Origin of the sequence: Pseudacidovorax sp. RU35E, from assembly GCF_900156165.1 — a bacterium.
Classification (GTDB): domain Bacteria; phylum Pseudomonadota; class Gammaproteobacteria; order Burkholderiales; family Burkholderiaceae_C; genus Xenophilus.
In genome coordinates this window covers 352,621-367,315 of the sequence record NZ_FTMY01000002.1, presented here as the reverse complement: position 1 = coordinate 367,315, position 14,695 = coordinate 352,621, and the positions used below count along the sequence as shown (strand labels likewise).

The following is a 14,695-nucleotide window of genomic DNA, read 5'->3' as shown; positions in this document are numbered from 1 at the left end:
ACGACGATCCCCCGCCCTCATGTCCAAGACCCTGCTCCTCACCGGTGCCACCGGCTTCGTCGGACGCCATCTGGTGCGCCGACTGCTCGCCGACGGGCATTCGGTCATCGCCCTGACCCGCGACCCCGCGCGCGCTACCGATGCGCTCGGCCCACAGGTCCGGGCCGTCGCAACGCTGGGCGATCTATCGGCGGACACCCCGGTCGACGCCTGCATCCACCTGGCCGGTGCGCGGGTGATCGGACATCCCTGGACCGAGGCGCGTCGCGAGGAACTGCTGCGCAGCCGTGCCGGACCGGCTGCGCAGTTGCTCGCCTTCATGCACCGGCTGAATCGGCCGCCCCGTGCGCTGCTGGTGGCCTCGGCCATCGGCTGGTACGGCAAGGTCGAGACCGGTGCAGACCTTCCTTGCGACGAGAACACGCCACCGCAGCCGGGGCAGTTCCAGTCCGACCTCTGCGCTGCCATCGAGCGCGACGCGCAATTGGCCGAGGCGCTGGGGGTGCGCGTGGTGCGCATGCGCTTTGGCGTCGTGCTGGGCGCGGACGGCGGCGCCTACCCACCCCAGTCGCTGGCGGCACGCCTGGGCCTGGGCGCCGTGCTGGGAGACGGCCGACAACCGGCACCGTGGGTGCATGTGGACGACGTGGTCGGGCTGGCCCGCCACGCCTTGGCCCACGAGACACTGGCGGGCCCGGTCAATGTGGTGGCGCCGCAGACGCCAACGCAAGCCCAGTTCGCTCATGCGCTGGCCGCTTCGTACGGCCGAAGGGTGTTGTTGCGTGTGCCAGGGTTCGCCTTGCGTCTGGCCATGGGCGAGATGGCGGACCTGCTGCTCAGCGGCCGGAACGTGGTTCCCGCTGCCGCGCTGCGTGCCGGCTACAGCTTCCTCCATCCCACGCTCGAACACGCACTGGCCGAGCTGGCGGGGCGCCGGCCCCGCGAGGGTTGACGCCCGTCAATCCTCGCCCGGGGTCGCGGGCCAGGGCACGGACCGGCTTCCTACAATCCGCGCCGTGTCCGAATCCGTGCTCAACATCTCCGCCTATCTCTTCGTGCCCATCGACGACCGCGACAGCTTGCGGCCGCACCTGCTGGCGCGCTGCCGCGCGCTGGGGCTGATGGGCACCATCCTGCTGGCCGAGGAAGGCATCAACCTCTTCCTGGCCGGCGCACCCGAGGCGGTGCGCAGCTTCGTCGCCGAGCTGCGTGCCGACCCGCGCTTCGCACCCCTGGCGCCCAAGGAAAGCTGGTCCGCCCACCAGCCCTTCCGCCGCATGCTGGTGAAGAACAAGCGCGAGATCATCCGGATGGACCACCCCGCCATCCGCCCCGCGGTCGGCCGCGCGCCGGCGGTGGATGCGCCGACGCTGCGCCGCTGGCTGGACCAGGGGCACGACGACGCCGGCCAACCCGTGGTGATGCTGGACACCCGCAACGCCTTCGAGGTGGACTACGGCACCTTCGAGGACGCCATCGACTGGCGCATCGGCAAGTTCAGCGAGTTTCCCGCGGCGGTGCAGGCGCATCGCGACCAGCTGGAGGGCAAGACCGTGGTGAGCTTCTGCACCGGCGGCATCCGCTGCGAGAAGGCCGCCATCTACATGCACGAGCTGGGGCTGACCAACGTGCTGCAGCTCGAGGGCGGCATTCTCAAGTACTTCGAGGAAGTCGGCGGCGCGCACTACCGCGGCGACTGCTTCGTCTTCGATGGCCGCGAGGCCCTGGCGCCGGACCTGAGCGCGCGCTCGGCGCATGCAAGCGCCCGGGCCTTCGAAGACCCGGACCTGTCGGTCAAGCAGGGCTGAAAGACGCGGCCGGTCAGGCCTTCGAATTGCCTTCCGGCTCCGCAGCACTCGTCTGCGCTTGCGTCTTGAAGGGATGGTCGGGCAGCGGGATGAATTCCGTCTCGCCGGGCACATGGCCCATGCGCTGCGCCTCCCAGTCCGCACCGGCCTGCAGGATGCGCTCGCGGCGGCTGGAGACGAAGTTCCAGCTCATGAAACGCGGCCCATCCAGCGGCGCGCCGCCCACAACCACCAGGCGACGGGCGCCATCGGCCGTGATGCGCACCGGGGCGCGTTCGCCGGCCGCGGTGTCCTCATCGGTCAGCACGCCCATCGTGTGCCGTGGCAGCGGTTCGCCGTCCAGCATCACGTCGCCATCGACGACATAGACCGCCATCTGCGGCGCCAGCGGCGGCAGCGAGAAGGCGCCGCCCGCGGGCAGCGCGATGTCGAGGTAGAGCGTCGGCATCAAGGTGGGCACGGGCGAACGCAGGCCGAAGGCCTCGCCGACCAATACGCGCACGGGCACGCCCTCCACTTCGGTCGCTGGAATGTCCGCGGCGGCCGTGTGCGAGAAGCTGGGCTCGACCTCCTCGTGCTCGCGCGGCAACGCGCACCACAGCTGCAGGCCGTGGTTGACATAGGTCTCGGTCTTGAGCGCCTCGGGCTTGCGTTCGGAATGCACGATGCCGCGGCCGGCGGTCATCCAGTTGATGGCGCCGGGACGGATCTCCTGTTCGGTTCCCAGACTGTCGCGGTGCATCATCGCGCCCTCGAACAGGTAGGTCACCGTCGCCAGGCCGATGTGCGGATGGGGACGCACATCGTGCTGATCCTGCGGCGTCTCGGTGGCCGGACCGAAGTGGTCGAAGAAGACGAAGGGGCCGACCGCGCGGCGTTGCGCGGCCGGCAGCACGCGCCGGACCTTGAAGCCACCGCCCAGGTCCTTCTCATGCGGATGAAGGGTGAGAAGGTCGGACATGGTGGCTCTCCGGTTCGGTTGGCGTGGATGGGGACGAAAGAAAGGATCAGGCCAGCAGCTTCAGCGCACCCTGCAGGCGCTCGCCGAAGGCGCGGGCGGTCTGCAGGTCGCCAGCCGGGATCTCGGCGGGGCTCGCATCCGCGGGCGAGGTGGTCATCAGGCCACCGAAGCCGCCCACATAGTTGAGCGAGTCGCGCGTCGACTCCTTCTTGTTGCTCGGCACGATGCCCAGGCCGGCCCACAGGCCGCCGTGCTGCATCGCCAGCTGCCAGAAGTAGGCGATGGTGGCGAACTTGTCGCCGTTCATGGTGGCGCTGTTGGTGAAGCCGGCGAAGAGCTTGTCCTTCCAGCCCTGGACGAACCAGACCTTGGACGAGGCGTCGGCGAACTTCTTGAACTGCCAGCTGGGCGCGCCCATGTAGGTCGGCGCACCGAAGACGATCAGCTTGGCCTGGGCCAGGGTGTCCCAGGCGCCTTCGGGCAGGTTGCCGTCGGCGTCGATGGCGATCACGGCGGCGTTGGCACCTTCGGCGACGGCCTGGGCGACGCGCTGGGTGTGGCCGTAGCCGGAGTGGTAGACGATGGCGATGTCGGTCATGGGAAGTACTCGTTCGTGGAGGAAAGAAAGACGAAGGCCGGCGCGGCCACCGTGGCGCGCGACGGCCGAGGCGCCGTCAGCGCTTGTCGACGCTGAAGCGGCCGGGGCCGAAGGCGAAGAAGGCCAGGAAGCCGCCGGCGATGGCGAGGTTCTTGAAGAAGTTGGTCTTCTGGGCCATCAGCATTTCCGGCGGCACGTTCCAGAAGGCATGGCCCAGGAAGGCGGTGGCGACGGTGAACACGGCCAGGATGATGGCCATCAGGCGCGTCTTGAAGCCGACCAGGAACAACAGGCAGACCAGCAGTTCGACCACCACGGCGATCACCGCCGCGACCTCGGGCATGGGCACGCCGATCTTGCCGAAGTAGCCAACGGTGCCGGCGAAGCCGGTGAGCTTGCTCCACCCCGCGGGAAGGAACAACAGCGAGATGAGCACGCGGCCGACCAGGGCGGCAGCGTCCTGGGTCGGGGTGGTGTTGGAGGTCTGGGTGATGGCCATGGGAAGTAGCTCCTTGCGTTGAAAAAATCGGTCGGACGGATTGGAAACAATGGGCGGGGCCGCCGCATGACGGACGGCACCGCGAAGGGTATCGGTTGCGAAGCGGCCCGCACAGGGCGGGCCGCTTCATCGCGCAATCAGGGCGCCAGGTCGAACACCAGCACCTCGGCGTCCTGGCCGCCGGTCAGGCTCAGCTGCGACTCGGCCGCGATCATCACCGCATCGCCGCCCTGCAGGCGCTGGCCGTTGACTTCCAGCGCGCCGCGGATCAGGTGCACATAGGCCTTGCGGGCCGGGTCGAGCTTCAGCTCGGCCGACTCGTCGCCGTCGAACAGGCCGGCATAGAGCCGCGCGTCGGCATGCATGCTCACCGAAGCGGCCTCGCCCTCGGGCGCCGCCACCAGGGCCAGCTTGCCGCGCTTGTCGGTCACCTCGACCGCCTTCTGCTCGTAGCCCGGCGCGATGCCGCGCACATTGGGCTCGATCCAGATCTGCAGGAAATGCGTGGTCTGGTCGGCCTTGTGGTTGAACTCGCTGTGCATCACACCCCGGCCGGCGCTCATGCGCTGCACGTCGCCGGGCGGGATGGATTCGACGTTGCCCATGCTGTCCTTGTGGGCCAGTTCGCCGTCGAGCACGTAGCTGATGATCTCCATGTCGCGGTGGCCATGGGTGCCGAAGCCGGCACCGGCGGCCACGCGGTCCTCGTTGATCACCCGCAGGTTGCCCCACCCCATGAAGGCAGGGTCGTAGTAGCCGGCGAACGAGAAGCTGTGAAAGGACTTGAGCCAGCCATGGTCGGCATAGCCACGTTCCTGGGACTTGCGGATCTGCAGCATGATGTTGAACTCCTTCGAATGGGGCGGGCGGTGGCGCCAGTTGCGCCGGCCTTCCCCGGTAGGCGGCACCGATCTGCGCCGCGATGGAATGAACTTTAGGCCGGCGGACCCGGCTTTAAACCGCAGTGCATTGAAGACGTCGTTCAAATTTTTTGAATGACAATCCTGCCATGCCCACCGCACGCGAAGTCCTCACGCCCGACGCCCTGGCCATGCTGCAGACGGTGGTCGACCGCGGCAGCTTTGCCGCCGCCGCCCGCAACCTGGGGCTGGTGCCTTCTGCCCTCACCTACCGCGTGCGGCAGATCGAGGACGCGCTGGACGTCCTGCTGTTCGACCGCAGCGCCCGCCAGGCGAAGCTGACCGAGGCCGGCCGCGAGCTGCTGCGCGACGCTGCGCGGCTGCTGGGAGAGATCGACGCCGTCGCCAACCGCGTGCGCCGCATCGCCACCGGCTGGGAGCCGCAGCTGACCATCGCCATCGACAGCGTGATCGCCCGCGACCCGCTCTACGACCTGGTCGGCGCCTTCTATGCGTTGTCGCCGCCCACGCGGCTCAAGCTGCGCGACGAGACGCTGCTGGGCACCATCGAGGCCCTGACCAGCGGGCAGGCCGACCTGGCCATCGGTTCGGTGCTCGACGCCGACGGGCTGGGCTTCACCGGCACCGGCATCCGCAGCTGCGTGCTGGGGCAGCTCTCCTTCGTGTACGCGGTGGCGCCCAACCATCCGCTGACGCGCACCAGCCTGCCCGTCACCGAAGCCATGATGCGACAGCACCGTGCCGTCGCGGCCGCAGACTCGGCGCGGCTGTCGCAGGGCATGAACGTCAACCTGCAGGCCGGTCAGGACGTGCTCACGGTGCCGACGATGCAGGCCAAGCTGCATGCCCAACTGCACGGGCTGGGGGCCGGCTTCCTGCCCGAGCCGATGGCCCGGCCCTACCTGGAAGCGGGGCACTTGGTCGCGCTGCCCACCGAGCGGCAGCCGCCCACCACCAACATGCACGCAGCCTGGCGCGTGCGCAGCGCGGCGCAGCCCGGGCTGGCGCTGCAATGGTGGCTGTCGCAGTTCGAACACGCTGGCACACGCGAGGCGCTGTTGACGCGGCATCGGGGGCGCTGAACCTTCGGACCCACATCGGCGCGAGGCAGCACAGGGACAAACCCGTGCGCCCTGCTTTGTCGCAGCATCGGCGGCCATGGCTGCGGTTAGAGTCGGACGCCTATCCCGCTGCCTGCACGACCTGCCGCCATGCCTCTCACCGCCAACGACGCTCCCGAATCCCAAAGCCGCCGCATCGCCATCGTGGGCGCCGGAATCGCCGGCCTCACAGCGGCACGCACGCTGGCGCAGGCCGGCCTGGAGGTGGCGGTGTTCGAACAAGATGCTGCCCCGGGCGGACGTCTGGCCGGCCTGGACAGCCCCGTCGGCAGCTTCGACACCGGCGCCCAGTACTTCACCGTGCGCGACGCCCGCTTCAAGCAGGCGCTTGAAGCGACCGGCGCACCGTGCCGGCCGTGGAGTGCCAACGCCGTGCGCGTGCTCGACGCGCTGGGGCGGGTGGTCGAAGCCTCGCTGCCGGGCCTGGAGCCGCACTGGGTCGCCCTGCCCCGCATGGACGCCGTGGCCGCCCACTGGGCCGCGCCACTGGGCGATGCCCTGCACCTGGGCACGACCGTCTCCCAGCTGGAAGACGACACGCTGCAGCCCGGCCGCTGGCAGCTGCGCACGACCGGCGACGCCGACGATCACGCGGTGCATGCCGGCTTCGATGCCGTGCTTCTGGCCGTGCCGGCCGGCGTGGCCCGCGGGCTGCTGCAGTCGGCAGCCCCAGCGCTGGCCGCGCCGCTCGCGCCCGTGCGCATCGCGCCCTGCTGGTCGCTGCACATCGCCTTCGCGCAGGCCAGCCAGCCCGGCTTGCCGCATCTGGGCCCGCAGTGGAACTGTGCCCGCTCCACCCACCATCGCGTGGCCTGGCTCGCGCGCGAGTCGTCCAAACCCGGCCGCGGCCGCATCGAGCGCTGGACGGTGCAGGCCAGCGCGGAGTGGTCGGCCGAGCACATCAACGACGACGCGGCACGCGTGCAGGCCAAGCTGCTGCGCGCCTTCGCCGAGATCACCGGCATCCGCGTCGAGCCCTCCTTCGCCCAGGCCCGCCTGTGGACCGAGGCCAAGACCGAGAAGCCGCTGGGCCGCAGCCACCTCTGGAACGCCGCGTCTGGCATCGGGATCGCTGGCGACTGGTGCATCGGCCACCGGGTCGAGGACGCCTTCGTCTCGGGGCTGGAGCTGGCGCTGGCCGTGATCTGAGAACGTGGCCGGCTACATCGGCCGCTTCGCGCCCTCGCCCACCGGGCCGCTGCATGCGGGCTCGCTGGTGGCAGCGCTGGCCAGCTGGCTCGATGCGCGCGCCGCTGGCGGCCGCTGGCTGGTGCGCATCGAGGATGCCGACACCGAGCGCTGCCTGCCCGGCATGGGCGAGCACATCCTGCAGCAACTGGCCGCCTGCGGCCTGATCCCGGACGAGGCGCCGGTCTGGCAGACGGCGCGTGTGGGTCGTTATCAGGCCGCGCTGGCACGTCTGATCGACGCCGACCTGGCCTATCCCTGCGGCTGCACCCGCCGCGAGATCGACGCAGTGCTGGCCGCCCAGGGAATCGGCCATGACCGGCATGGCGAGCGCGTCTATCCCGGCACCTGCCGCCACGGCCTGAACGGCAAGCCGGCGCGGGCCTGGCGCTTCGCCACCTGGCGCATGCCCGTATCCATCGTCGAATGGACCGACCGCCGGCTCGGTCCTCAGCGACAGGACGTGCTGGCTGACGTTGGTGACTTCGTACTGCGCCGCGCAGACGGCCCCTGGGCCTACCAGCTCGCGGTCGTCGTGGACGATGCCGAGCAGGGGATCACCGACGTGGTCCGCGGCGCCGACCTGACCGACAACACGCCGCGCCAGATACTGCTGCAGCGCGCGCTGGCCCTGCCCACGCCGCGTTACCTGCACACGCCGCTGGTGGTGGGCGCCAATGGCGAGAAACTGTCCAAGCAGAACGGCGCGGCGGCTCTCGGCACCGGCACGCCCAGCGCGGCCCGGTCGGCGCTGGATGCCGCCGCGCAGGCCCTGGGGCTGCCCGCAGCGCGATCGGAAGACGGCATCCGACAGGCCCTCGCCGGCTGGGTCGCCCCCTGGGCCGCTCTCTACAATCCCGCCCCGTGACCGCCGACGAAACGAACGACTCCCCCGCTGCACCGCCTGAAGCCGGCGACACCGAACATCCCCACCGCCGCATCCGCAGCTTCGTGCGGCGCGCCGGCCGCACCACCGATGCGCAGGCCCGCGCCTATGCGGACTTCGGCCCGCAGTACCTGATTCCCTACCGCCCTGCCCCGCTGGATTTCGCCCAGGCCTTCGGCCGCGCGGCGCCCACCGTGCTGGAGATCGGCTTCGGCATGGGCGAGGCCACGGCGCACATCGCGCGCGTGCGCCCCGACGACAACTTCCTCTGCTGCGAGGTGCACGAGCCCGGCGTGGGCGCGCTGCTCAAGCGCGCGGGCGAACAGGGCCTGGCCAACATCCGCATCGTGGCGCACGATGCCGTGGAGGTGCTGCAGCACATGATCCCGCCCGGCAGCCTGGCCGGCGTGCATGTGTTCTTTCCTGACCCCTGGCACAAGAAGCGCCACCACAAGCGCCGGCTGATCCAGCCGGGCTTCGTGCGCCAACTGGCCGAGCACCTGGCCCCCGGCGGCTACCTGCACTGCGCGACCGACTGGCAACCCTATGCCGAGCAGATGGTCGAGGTGCTGGCCGCCGAGCCGCTGCTGAGCGACACGGCCGCGCCCGATGCGGGCGGCTTCGCGCCCAAGCCGGACTACCGGCCGCTGACCAAGTTCGAGAACCGCGGCATCAAGCTCGGCCACGGCGTGTGGGACGTGGTGTTCAAGAGAATTTGACACCCCCCATGCCGCTTCGCGGCTCTGGGCGGCCGCCAGAGGCGGCTGCTCTTCGGGCACGTCCAAGCCTGCACTCGCAGGCTCGGAGCCGCGGCCCTCAGCCCCTCTCTGGCGCCTTCGGCTGGGAGGGGGGCGCACCCGGAGGCCTGGCAAAGGCAGTTCCTCGGGTGCCCTGGCATGGCCTGCTCCGCGGCCTTTTGATGGTTCGTTGACCCTGGCATCAGGCTCCTGTCGTCTGCCGGACAGACGCCGCCCGCCGCGCAGGCCTACAGTGCCGTCTCCCCCACGACAACGACGGAGACGACCATGGCCCACAGGGCGACTTTCGTGCGCATGCAGGACAGCACGCGCGAGGACTGGCAGGCCATCAGCGGCGAGTTCATGCACTTCGCCGGCGGGCTGCCCGAGCGGGTCATGGCGCACCTGAAGCTGCTCGAGGGCGACTACGGCGGCTTCCCGGTGGACCGCTACACCCACAGCCTGCAGACCGCCACCCGCGCCCTGCGTGACGGCCGGGACGAGGAATACGTGGTCTGCGCCCTGCTGCACGACATCGGCGACACGCTGGGCGCCTTCAACCATCCGGACATCGCCGCGGCCATCCTGCAGCCCTTCGTCAGCGAAGAGAACCACTGGATGGTCAAGCACCACGGCATCTTCCAGGGCCACTATTTCTTCCACCACATCGGGCTGGACCGCGACCTGCGCGAGCAGTTCCGCAACCATCCGCACTTCGAGCGCACGGCGGAGTTCTGCGAGCGCTACGACAACCCGGCCTTCGACCCCAAGGGCGAGACACTGCCCATGGCCGAGTTCGAGCCCATGCTGCGCCGCCTGATGGCCGAGCCGCGCCAGAGCCTCTACAAGAAGGCCCTGACGTCAGAAGCGACTTGAGGCGGCGCCCTGCCGCCGCTGCCCAGTACCGCGACGATCCGAACCTGCCGCCCGCGCGGCCCACCAGGAGACACCCATGAACGCCACCACCCAAGCCGAACTCAGCGAAGTCCGCCGCCTCGTCTCCGACGAGGAATGGCAACTGCGCGTGGACCTCGCCGCCTGTTATCGCCTCGTGGCGCTGTACGGCTGGAGCGACCTGGTCTTCACCCACATCAGCGCACGCATCCCCGGGCCGGACCATCACTTCCTGATCAACCCCTACGGGATGATGTTCGACGAGATCACGGCCTCCAGCCTGGTCAAGGTCGACATGGACTGCAACAAGCTGATCGACTCGCCCTACCCGGTCAACCCGGCCGGCTTCGTGATCCACAGCTGCATCCACGAGGCCCGGCACGACGTGCAATGCGTGCTGCACACCCACAGCCGCGCAGGCGTCGCCGTCAGTGCCCAGAAGTGCGGCGTGCTGCCGATCAGCCAGCAGAGCACCTTCGTGCTGGCCTCGCTGGCGTACCACAGCTACGAAGGCGTGGCCGTGCGCGACGACGAGAAGCCGCGCCTGCAGCAGGACCTGGGCCGCAACAACTACATGCTGCTGCGCAACCACGGTCTGCTCACCGTCGGCAAGACCGTGGCCGACGCCTTCCTGCACATGTACACCTTCGAGAACGCCTGCCGCATCCAGATCGATGCTCAGGCGGGTGGCGAGCTGGTGACGGTCAACCCGCAGATCATGGAAGGCATCACTCAGGTGATGAAGAAGGTGACCACTGGCCAGGGCGCCAACATCGCCTGGCCGGCGCTGCTGCGCAAGCTCGACCGCGAGAGCCCCGGCTACAAGGACTGAAGTGAGAAGGCACCCCCCATGCCGCTTCGCGGCTCCCCCCTCCCTTGCGCCTGCGGCTTGGAGGGGGGCGCACCCCGCGGCCTGGCCAAGCCAGTTCCGCGGGTGCCCTGGCTTGGCCTGCTCCGCGGCCATCTGATCGGAGGGCAGGCGTCCGTTACGTGTCGTGCGGTTGACGCGTCCGCGCCATGACAAGCCCCGAGAGGCGGTGTCCAAGCTTGGGCGGGGGGCTTTTGACCTTTGTTGACAATTGGCGGCATGCATCGCCGCCAAGCCCTGCTCCGTCTCGCCTCGCTTCCCATCGCCACCGGCTTCGCCGGCTGCGCCGAGATCCAGAAACCCGCCGAAGCCCTCGCCGAATCGCTGGCCGCCGACGCCCGCATCGAGGCGCTGATCCTGCGCATGACCATCGAGGAGAAGGTCGGCCAGCTCAGCCTGTACGCGCCTGCCGCGGATGAGATCCTCGGCAATCCCCAGACGGGGCAGGTGAGTCTGCGCCAGCAGCTCGACGACATCCGCGCCGGCCGCGTGATGGGCCTGTTCAACGGCGAAGGCATCGCCGGCAAACGGCGCGCGCAGGAGGTGGCTGTGCGCGAGTCGCGCCTGGGCATTCCGCTGCTCTTCGGCGTGGACATCATCCATGGCTTCCGCACCGTGTTCCCGGTGCCTCTGGCCGAGGCTGCGAGCTGGGATCCGTCCCTGTCCGAACGCACTGCCCGCGCCGCCGCGCGCGAGGGCACGGCCGATGGCTTCCGCTGGACCTTCGCGCCCATGATCGACATCGCCCGCGACGCCCGCTGGGGCCGCGGAGTCGAGGGCTATGGCGAGGACGTGCTGATCACCCGCCGCTTCGCCGCCGCCCGCGTGCGGGGCTTCCAGACCGCCGACCTGTCGCGCGCCGACGCCATGCTGGCCACGCCCAAGCACTTCGCCGGCTATGGCGCCGCCGAGGGTGGGCTGGACTATGCGGCGGTGGACCTGTCGGAGCGCACGCTGCGCGACGTCTACCTGCCGCCCTTCAAGGCCGCCATCGACGCCGGCGCGCTGTCGGTGATGGCCGCCTTCAACGAGATCGGCGGCGTGCCCTCCAACGCCAACCCCTGGCTGCTGACGCAGGTGCTGCGGCGCGAATGGGGCTTCGAGGGCTTCGTGGTGTCCGACTACACCGCCGATGAGGAACTGATCGCCCACGGCTTTGCCGCCGACGAGCGCGAGGCCGCCCGCCGCGCCTTCCTGGCCGGCACGGATGTGAGCATGCAGAGCGGCCTGTACATGCGCCATCTGCCCGAGCTGGTGCGCAGCGGTGAAGTGCCCATGGGGCGGCTCGATCAAGCCGTGCGGCGCGTGCTGCGCGTCAAGCAGCGGCTGGGCCTGTTCGAGCAGCCCTTCCGCGGCCTGCAGGAGGACGCGCCCGGCGCGCCGCCGCGATTCGACGGCACCGCCCACCGCCAGCTGGCCCGCGAGGCAGCGCAGCGCGCCATCGTGCTGCTGAAGAACAGCGGCGACCTGCTGCCGCTGCCCAAGTCGGGCAAACGCATCGCGCTGATCGGGCCCTTTGCCGATGCGCAGTCGCTGTTCGGGCCGTGGCGGCCCTTTCCGGGCCAGTTGCCGCCGGTGGGCATCGAGGACGCGATCCGCGCGCAACTGGCCGATCCGTCGCTGCTGAGCGTCGTGCGCGGCAGCGACGTGGAATCGCCGCTCGATGGTGGCATCGCGCAAGCCGTGGCGGCGGCGCGCCAGGCCGACGTGGTGGTCATGACGCTGGGCGAGAGCGACCAGATGTCCGGCGAATCGCGCTCGCGCACCGACATCGAGGTGCCGCAGGCCCAGCAGCAGCTGGCCGAGGCCGTGGCGGCCACGGGCAAGCCGGTGGTCGTGCTGCTGCGCAACGGCCGGGCGCTTGCCCTGCGCGGCGCAGTGCGCAACGCGCAGGCGCTGCTGGTCACGTGGTTCCTGGGCACCGAGACGGGGCCGGCCATCGCCGACATCCTGTTCGGCGACGTGTCGCCGTCGGGTCGGCTGCCGGTGAGCTTCCCGCAGACGCCGGGGCAGGTGCCCTTCTACTACGCGCACAAGCGCACCGGCCGGCCCGATGCGCAGGGTGGCCCCGGGCGCTTCCGCACCCGCTACCTGGATGCGACCAACGAGCCGCTCTATGCCTTCGGGCATGGCTTGGGCTATTCGCCGGTGCACTACGGCGCGCTGGAGCTCAGCCCCGGCCGTCTGGCGTCCGGCGATCCCTTGACGGCGACGGCCACCATCACCAACACCGGGGGTCGCGCTGTCGACGAGACGGTGCAGCTCTACATCGGCGCCCGCGCTGCAAGCTTCACGCGGCCGGTCCGGGAGCTGAAGGACTTCCGTCGCGTGCGCATCGAGGCCCGGCAAACGGTGCAGGTGCGCTTCACGCTGACGCGGGACGACCTGCTCTTCACTGGCGCCGACATGCGGCCCACCGTGGACACGGGCGAGTTCGACCTCTGGGTCGGGCCTTCGGCCATCGCCGGGCTGCACACGACCTTCATGCTGGTGCCGGGGTGAGACGCTGCCGGCGGGTGGCCGGCTCGGACGGAGAAGGGGCATTCATCGCCCCGTGCCCCTGACAGCCCTGATCGGCCCCTTCCGACATGGCGGCCCGGGACGGCCGCGCAAGGTGCATTCACCGGCCGGCGCATCGCCGGCCTCCAGAAGGAGCACCCCATGGCCAGAAGCAGCATCCTCGGCAATGCCGACAACACCCTGCCCCACGACGACGACACCACCCTGCTCGGCCCGAGCGACAACTCGGACAGCGGCAGCGACACCGTGGGCGAAGACGCCTTCCTCGCGCGTCCGGAGGACAGCCCCGCAGGTCCCATGCTCGAGCCGCTAGGCGGCGCCACCGACGCCTCGGGCACGGGCGAGCGCGCGGATGTGGAGGGCACGGCCATGCCCGATGCCGACATCCTGCCCGACCGGATCATCGGTCCCGACGACGGCATGACGGAGGACGATGTGCGCGTCGCCGTCGGCGAGATGGTGGACGACGATCCCGCAGAGGACGGCGAAGACGAAGACGCCTGACCCCACTGGCGCGCCGCGCAGCGCCGCAGACGCCCGCTGAGTTCATGGACGAAGGGCGGTCCGACTTGCGTCGGACCGCCCTTTCTTGCGTGCATGCCCGCCACGTCGCGCGGGCTGCACGGCTCCCCTCAGTCGGCCTGGATGCCCAGTTCCTTGACCACGCGCGTGAAGCGCTCCAGGTCGGCCGCGGTCGTCTTGGCGAGCACATCCGGCGCGCCGCCCACGGGAATGGTGCCCAGGGTCTTCATCTTGGCCGCCACATCGGGCATCTTGATGATGTCGTTGAACTGCGCGTTCAGCGTCTTCACGATCTCCGGCGGCAGGCCCTTGGGACCATACAGCCCATTCCAGGCCGTCACCTCGACGTTCTTGTAGCCCAGCTCGGCCAGCGTCGGCACATCGGGCGCCAACGGGCTGCGCTGGGCCTGGGCGACTGCGAACAGGCGCATCTTGCCGTCGGCGAGGTAGGGCGCGATGGGGCCGTAGGTGATCCAGGTCAGGGGCACATGACCGCCGGCGATGTCGGTCAATGCCGGGGCCACGCCGCGGTAGGGCACGTGGCGGAAGTTGGCGCCAGTGCTCTTGTTGAACATCTCGCCCAGCACATGCATGGGCGAGCCGCTGCCGGGGCTGGCATAGGCGAGCTCGCTCTTCTTGGACTCGTCCATCGCCTCCTTGAGCGACTTGGCCTTGGTGCCCGGACCTGCGGCGATGAACAGCGGCTGCGCGCCGGTCTGGATGATGGGCGTGAAGCCGCCCAGCACGTCATAGCCGGCCTGGGGCGTGGTCTTGAGCACCAGTTGCGCCATGGCGAAGGTGTTGGGTGCCATCAGCAGGGTGTAGCCGTCGGGCTGGGCCTTGCCCACGAAGGCGCTGCCGATCACGCCGCTGGCGCCGGGCTTGTTGTCCACCAGCACCGGCTGGCCCAGGCGCGGGGCCAGCTTCTCGGCGAAGACGCGCGCCAGCGCGTCGGTGTCGCCGCCTGCCGGATAGGCGACGACGATGGTGATCGGCTTGGACGGCCAGTTGCCCTGCGCCAGTGCGGCGCTGGCGGCACCGACCAGTCCCAGGCCCAGCATCAGGGAGCGGAGGAGTTTCGTGGGAAAGGACATGATTGATTAATAGGTGAAACGACGATTCTTTTCTGAAATACGACAGCGAGATTAAGGGCTGCCAAAGGCTTTGCTATGCGGGTTGTTCCCAGGTAAGAGTGTTTGTTTGATTCACTAA

General features: G+C 69.8%; 16 protein-coding genes. 11 read left to right on the top strand and 5 right to left on the bottom strand.

Going from position 1 to position 14,695, the window contains the following annotated elements; genetic code table 11:
* Positions 1–19 precede the first annotated feature (19 nt).
* The gene (locus BXA03_RS04600; RefSeq protein ID WP_076504358.1) at positions 20–952 is read left to right on the top strand and encodes a TIGR01777 family oxidoreductase; all 933 of its coding nucleotides are present in this window, start codon (positions 20–22) and stop codon (positions 950–952) included.
* A 64-nt stretch (positions 953–1,016) separates the two neighbouring features.
* Entirely contained in the window at positions 1,017–1,808 is a 792-nt protein-coding gene (locus BXA03_RS04595; RefSeq protein WP_076504357.1) for a sulfurtransferase, read from the top strand.
* Between the two features lie 13 nt (positions 1,809–1,821).
* Here BXA03_RS04595 and BXA03_RS04590 read toward each other — a convergent pair whose 3' ends face one another.
* From BXA03_RS04590 to BXA03_RS04575, 4 genes are all read right to left on the bottom strand, one after another.
* The gene (locus BXA03_RS04590; protein ID WP_076504356.1) at positions 1,822–2,769 is read right to left on the bottom strand and encodes a pirin family protein; all 948 of its coding nucleotides are present in this window, start codon (positions 2,767–2,769) and stop codon (positions 1,822–1,824) included.
* A 46-nt stretch (positions 2,770–2,815) separates the two neighbouring features.
* Entirely contained in the window at positions 2,816–3,367 is a 552-nt protein-coding gene (locus tag BXA03_RS04585) for a flavodoxin family protein (RefSeq protein ID WP_076504352.1), read from the bottom strand.
* 76 nt (positions 3,368–3,443) lie between these two features.
* Positions 3,444–3,866: a DoxX family protein gene (locus BXA03_RS04580; protein WP_076504349.1), complete on the bottom strand. Its 423-nt coding sequence runs from the start codon at positions 3,864–3,866 to the stop codon at positions 3,444–3,446.
* Between the two features lie 137 nt (positions 3,867–4,003).
* A complete protein-coding gene (locus BXA03_RS04575) occupies positions 4,004–4,705 on the bottom strand; it encodes a pirin family protein (protein ID WP_076504346.1) in 702 nt (233 codons plus the stop codon).
* On the opposite strand from BXA03_RS04575, the gene BXA03_RS26830 reads away from it, so the two are divergent.
* The 9 genes from BXA03_RS26830 to BXA03_RS04535 all read left to right on the top strand — a co-directional run bounded on the left by BXA03_RS26830 (position 4,704) and on the right by BXA03_RS04535 (position 13,465).
* Positions 4,704–4,865: a hypothetical protein gene (locus BXA03_RS26830; protein WP_159444703.1), complete on the top strand. Its 162-nt coding sequence runs from the start codon at positions 4,704–4,706 to the stop codon at positions 4,863–4,865. The genes BXA03_RS04575 and BXA03_RS26830 overlap by 2 nt on opposite strands.
* 10 nt (positions 4,866–4,875) lie before the next feature.
* Complete coding sequence (locus BXA03_RS04570; RefSeq protein ID WP_076504343.1) at positions 4,876–5,829, top strand: LysR family transcriptional regulator; 954 nt, start codon at positions 4,876–4,878, stop codon at positions 5,827–5,829.
* Between the two features lie 129 nt (positions 5,830–5,958).
* Positions 5,959–7,017 (top strand): NAD(P)/FAD-dependent oxidoreductase, encoded by a 1,059-nt coding sequence (locus tag BXA03_RS04565; RefSeq protein ID WP_076504341.1) that lies wholly within the window; start codon positions 5,959–5,961, stop codon positions 7,015–7,017.
* 4 nt (positions 7,018–7,021) lie between these two features.
* Positions 7,022–7,924: a tRNA glutamyl-Q(34) synthetase GluQRS gene (gene gluQRS / locus BXA03_RS04560; protein WP_076504338.1), complete on the top strand. Its 903-nt coding sequence runs from the start codon at positions 7,022–7,024 to the stop codon at positions 7,922–7,924.
* Complete coding sequence (gene trmB, locus BXA03_RS04555; protein WP_083715877.1) at positions 7,921–8,661, top strand: tRNA (guanosine(46)-N7)-methyltransferase TrmB; 741 nt, start codon at positions 7,921–7,923, stop codon at positions 8,659–8,661. Before gluQRS ends, trmB begins: the two co-directional genes overlap by 4 nt.
* 306 nt (positions 8,662–8,967) lie before the next feature.
* Positions 8,968–9,555, top strand: a complete 588-nt coding sequence (locus tag BXA03_RS04550; RefSeq protein WP_076504332.1) for an HD domain-containing protein — start codon at positions 8,968–8,970, stop codon at positions 9,553–9,555.
* 76 nt (positions 9,556–9,631) lie between these two features.
* Positions 9,632–10,405 (top strand): class II aldolase/adducin family protein, encoded by a 774-nt coding sequence (locus tag BXA03_RS04545; RefSeq protein ID WP_076504329.1) that lies wholly within the window; start codon positions 9,632–9,634, stop codon positions 10,403–10,405.
* Between the two features lie 255 nt (positions 10,406–10,660).
* Complete coding sequence (locus BXA03_RS04540) at positions 10,661–12,943, top strand: glycoside hydrolase family 3 N-terminal domain-containing protein (RefSeq protein ID WP_076504326.1); 2,283 nt, start codon at positions 10,661–10,663, stop codon at positions 12,941–12,943.
* 159 nt (positions 12,944–13,102) lie between these two features.
* Positions 13,103–13,465 (top strand): hypothetical protein, encoded by a 363-nt coding sequence (locus BXA03_RS04535; RefSeq protein ID WP_076504323.1) that lies wholly within the window; start codon positions 13,103–13,105, stop codon positions 13,463–13,465.
* A gap of 128 nt (positions 13,466–13,593) precedes the next feature.
* Here the strand turns inward: BXA03_RS04535 and BXA03_RS04530 are convergent, their stop codons facing one another.
* Positions 13,594–14,544 (bottom strand): Bug family tripartite tricarboxylate transporter substrate binding protein, encoded by a 951-nt coding sequence (locus BXA03_RS04530; protein WP_076504320.1) that lies wholly within the window; start codon positions 14,542–14,544, stop codon positions 13,594–13,596.
* Positions 14,545–14,695: the final 151 nt, after the last annotated feature.